Source organism: Heliomicrobium gestii, from assembly GCF_009877435.1.
GTDB lineage: Bacteria > Bacillota > Desulfitobacteriia > Heliobacteriales > Heliobacteriaceae > Heliomicrobium > Heliomicrobium gestii.
The window spans coordinates 1-4,509 of record NZ_WXEX01000029.1 but is presented as its reverse complement, the minus strand read 5'-3'; the positions used below and the strand labels follow the sequence as shown (position 1 = coordinate 4,509).

Here is a 4,509-nt window from a genome sequence, read left to right as displayed (position 1 = left end):
CCACCATCGCCTGACCGGCGACGGAATTACATAATATCACGTCTTTACCGAAACATCAACCAGTAAATTTTGGTTTCTTTACGGGCTTACCCGCAAACGTTTATTACAATGTTCACGTCTGCATAAGGCAAAGTTCGACAAGACCGTAACAGAGATAATTTATATCACAAACGGGCTGTGATGTCAATGCAAATAGACGGAACATCAGCTCATCACCAACATTTTACTGATTGTCACAATTGCATCCCCTCTCATTTTTCTCCCACTTCACGCATCAGGGCCGAAAAGAGGCTCTTCACCCCCTTGTGCCATTGCTTGTCCTCTGAATACTGCTTGTTCAGCCAGGCGACGGGATCGACGCCCTCCGGCCTATCTTTGCTTAGGGAAACAATCGTCACAGCAGCAATCTCGGCGGCGTCCCGAATATGGGTGTTGTATTTTCTCCAACTCCGATACACATTGAAGGGATTATTGGCGATCCTACGCGCCTCTTTTTCCGTCCGGGGAACAAATCCCTGCTCTTGTCCGGTAATGGCAAAGAGGAATAAGGGGTGAATATCATATTCCTTCGCCGTCTGCAGGATGACCGAAAAATAGGGTTCTTCCGCTAACAGGGAGTCACGTTGATCGAGCCACTGGCGCAGTTCATCCTCCCGCACGGCGCAGTAGCGCAATGATGGGGGCAGTTCATTGCCGCCTCTCTCCTGTTCAGGCGTCAACTCCGGCGCCATTTGAATGGTTGGTGTGACCGCTTCCGCCTTTTCACCGGCTGACGCCACACCAGGCAAAGCGGTATCCACGCCGGAGGGAATCGAGCGAAAGTGGATAGATAGGGAAAGCACGATCATAACAAGGCATGCCGCTACGTAGGGAGTCCATTTCCACTTTTCCTGCACCGGTTGACTCAACCGGCGCGCCTTCTGGAGACTTGTTCTATCGCCGGACGACGCGATCTTCAGCGGTGACAGGACAGCAGAAGGGGGCGCAGCGAGAGGCGGCGATCCTGTGGCAGAGTTCGGCGCCTTAGCGGCCGCCACCGTCACGGTGGGCACTTGAACGGAAACAGAAGCCGGCGTGACAGCCCACGACGATGCCACGACAGGCGTGGACAATCCAGAAGAAGTCGCCGTTGTGGTAACGGCAGCGGCCGAAACGGGGGCATTTCGGTTGGAAGCGGTTCTGTTCCCCGAAGAATCAGCGGAACCATCCGTTCCTGTCAAACTGTGCAATAAACCTTCAAAATTCGAAAGATTCTCCCTTGAAATCTTTTCGCGAATCGAACAGGCGAGGCTCCACAATTCTCGACGCGATAGGTCGATCGCCAACTCCCGGTTAAACCACAACCAGAGCGCGTCGATGGTTTGCTCAAAAGGGAGCGCTTCGTTTAAACAAACCCAAAAAACGTCTCCGGCATCGATGACAAAGGACGTGCGCGTCACCGCATCCTCCATCAGTTTGCGCCGGATTTGCATCCGAGTGGCCTGGGGAAAGAGCGGAATTTTTCCGTCCAGGGCGCGATGGACCGCATCTGACAACACTAAGGCGCGTTCTCGAGACGAAGCATGGGGGAACTTTCCCTGTATGTATCTTTTTAAAGACTGGATATCTTCCTCATTGAGCAGGATGGTTTCCTGCAGTATAGAAAGATGTTGCTTCATCAACCCATCCCCCATTGATTGCAGCCGTTGCTGAAGTTATCTCAATAGTAGCAGATCCTCCCCTGAATATGGAATAGAGTTCCATTAAAAAACAGATCAAAACAAGCCGCTGCACCCCGGAACAGGCGCATCGGCTTGTTTTATTTAACACTCGACATGCATTAACTGAGGAGTTGTTGCGTCAAATCGGGCGCCAATGATGAAAGCAACAGCAATAGGGTCAACAAGATGAGCAGAACCGTAAACAACCAGGCGATCAGGTTATAGCCCTTCGAGTTAACGTGCTCCCCCATGATGTTTCGATTGCTGGCGAGAAGGACCATGAAGATGAGGATTGGCGGCAGGAGAATGCCGTTAACCACCTGGGAGAGCAACATGACATGATATAACGAGAGCCCTGGCCAGAGCACCATGGCAGCGCCCAGGAAAATCAACAGGGTATAAAGACCGAAAAACACAGGGGCTTCATTATAGGTCTTGCTGATACCCAGTTCGAACCCAAAGGCCTCACAGACGGCGTAGGCCGAGCTTAAGGGCAGAATAAAGGCGGCGAGCACCGAAGCGCCCAGGAGCCCCCCGGCAAAGAGCAGCGACGCCTTATTGCCAGCCAAGGGCTGCAGCGCCAGGGCCGCATCCTTCGCCGTTTCAATGGAGATCTGATTGGCAAACAAGGTCACTGCTGTCGCCAGGATGATAAAAAAGGCGATCAATCCCGTAAAGAAGGACCCGATAAGCACATCCCATCGCGTGATCGAGAATTCCTTCGCCGTGATCCCTTTGTCAACAACCGACGCCTGCACATAAAACTGTCCCCACGGCGTAATGGTGGTGCCGATCACCCCAATGGCCATCAAAATAAAATCGGGATCGCTCGAAAATGAGGGCGTCAGGGATTCACGGACCACGTGGTTCCAGTCCGGATGGACGATGATCCCGGAGATGATGTAACTAAAAAAAGTGACACAGAGAAAGAGGAACACCTTTTCAATTTTCTCGTAATCCGCTTTCAGCACCAACCACCAGATGAGCAAGGCCGCGAGCGGAACGGAAACGAATTTGCTGACCCCGAGAATCTCAAAACTCGTGGCGATGCCCGAGAACTCCGAGGCCGTTGTGCCGAGATTTGCCAACAGCAACACGACCATGGCAAAAAAGGTCCACTTGACGCCATACTGCTCGCGAATGAGATCCGATAATCCTCTGCCCGTAACCGCACCGGTTCGGGCGGAGATCTCTTGGGCTATGGCGAGACAGATCGTGCTGACGAGCATGATGAAGACCATTTGAAAGCCGTACTTGGCCCCCGCTGCTGCGTAGGTGGCGATGCCGCCGGCGTCGTTGTCGGCAAAGGCGGTAATGATGCCAGGCCCCATCACCGACATAATGAGCAACGCCCGTGTTTTAAACCCTTTTACTGCTTCCATGACTCCATCCTCCTTTCGGAGCGGCGTCGCACCGTAAACAGCGAAAATAGACTCGCCCGTCCCCGTTCCGCCATCAGTTCGTCGAGCACGTCATCCACAGTGATGATCCCCAGCATTTTTCGGCTTTCATCAACGACAGGCAAGGCCAGGAGGCCGTATTTGTTGATCGTCTCGGCGACGGTGACACGATCATCGTCATGATTCACGGCCACAACGCCCCGGTTCATCACATCGCAAAGGATGGACGACGGCTCCGCCAAAATCAATTCCCGCAAGGAAAATACGCCCTGCAGGATCTCCTGCTCATCCGTCACGTAGAGGTAATAAATCGTCTCGGCCGTCCGGGCCAGTTCGCGCAGACGCCGGATCGCTTCATCGGCCGTGATCGAGAGCGGCAGTTCGATATACTCCGTCGTCATCAGTGAACCGGCAGTGCCCTCGGCATACTCCATCAGTTCCTGAACATCTTGGGCGCCCTCGGTTTCCATCAGGTCTAAAAGACCGCGCGACTTCTCTTCCGGCAGTTCCGCAAGAATATCAGCGGCATCATCAGGCGCCATCTCTTCCAGAATATCGGAGGCCTGTTGGGCATCCATGCGGTTGATAATCTCCACCTGGGTGTCCAGTTCCATCTCCCGAAGCGCTTCCACTGCTTGCTCAGAATCAAGTCTCCCCATCAAGTGGGCTCGCTTATGGTAGTCCAACTCTTCCAAGATATCGGCAATATCGGCCGGATGGAGTTGACTGAGCAGTTGTTTCTCCTGATTTAAATGCAGGCTCGAGTTCCGGTTTTCCAGCGGATTGATATATTGCCAGCCGAGCAACCGGTTGTCGACATTTTGGACGATCCGCTCCATGCCCAACCGGCGCATAAGACCGCGAAATCCGATATCCACAGCCATCAACAGGATCCGCTTTTCTGTGCCCCTTGATACCCAGGACAAGGTGATGTCATTCACCCGCACCAGTCGGGAACCCTTTAAATCGATGATCTGTTTGTCCAAGAGCCACTTGCCGATGTAGATCTCATCTGGTCTCAGTTGAACCGTGACAGCAGCCGTACATTCACAAGTAAGATACAACCCCTTCGCATCCCACTGCGACAGCAAGGTTGTCGGAATCAGGACTTGGCTTTCCTTGTTGAACTTGATGCCAGTCACCTGAGGCAATTGGCCATTCCACTGGATGGTCAAGTCGCGGACACGGCCGACCCTTTTTCCCCGTATGTCATAGATGGGCTTCCCCAACACTTGACTGAAGTAAAATTCGCCCAAAACGGTAATTGCGCTCATCTTTTTCCCTCCTTTACTGGATTCTGGCCCCTCAGATTGTCTATTGTGGGGCATGATCGACTCGGTTTATCACAAGGACCAGCATCCATATTCCCCACCCCCTTTCATCGTTCCTAATCAATGAGTGCAGTTTAA

At 52.9% G+C, this 4,509-nt stretch carries 3 protein-coding genes; all 3 read right to left on the bottom strand.

Annotation, left to right across the window (positions count from 1 at the left end):
- Window positions 1-251 precede the first annotated feature (251 nt).
- The 3 genes from GTO89_RS16800 to GTO89_RS16790 all read right to left on the bottom strand — a co-directional run bounded on the left by GTO89_RS16800 (window position 252) and on the right by GTO89_RS16790 (window position 4,374).
- A complete protein-coding gene (locus tag GTO89_RS16800; protein ID WP_161263246.1) occupies window positions 252-1,658 on the bottom strand; it encodes a hypothetical protein in 1,407 nt (468 codons plus the stop codon).
- A gap of 161 nt (window positions 1,659-1,819) precedes the next feature.
- On the bottom strand, window positions 1,820-3,082 hold the full coding sequence (locus GTO89_RS16795; protein ID WP_161263245.1) for an Nramp family divalent metal transporter: 1,263 nt from the start codon (window positions 3,080-3,082) through the stop codon (window positions 1,820-1,822).
- Entirely contained in the window at window positions 3,070-4,374 is a 1,305-nt protein-coding gene (locus GTO89_RS16790; protein WP_161263244.1) for a magnesium transporter, read from the bottom strand. The genes GTO89_RS16795 and GTO89_RS16790 overlap by 13 nt, the downstream gene beginning before the upstream one ends.
- Window positions 4,375-4,509: the final 135 nt, after the last annotated feature.

Excerpts from the sequence above, each read along its gene's own strand:
- GTO89_RS16795 (WP_161263245.1), bottom strand. The coding sequence starts at position 3,082 with ATGGAAGCAGTAAAAGGGTTTAAAACACGGGCGTTGCTCATTATGTCG.
- GTO89_RS16800 (WP_161263246.1), bottom strand. The coding sequence starts at position 1,658 with ATGAAGCAACATCTTTCTATACTGCAGGAAACCATCCTGCTCAATGAG.
- GTO89_RS16790 (WP_161263244.1), bottom strand. The coding sequence starts at position 4,374 with ATGAGCGCAATTACCGTTTTGGGCGAATTTTACTTCAGTCAAGTGTTG.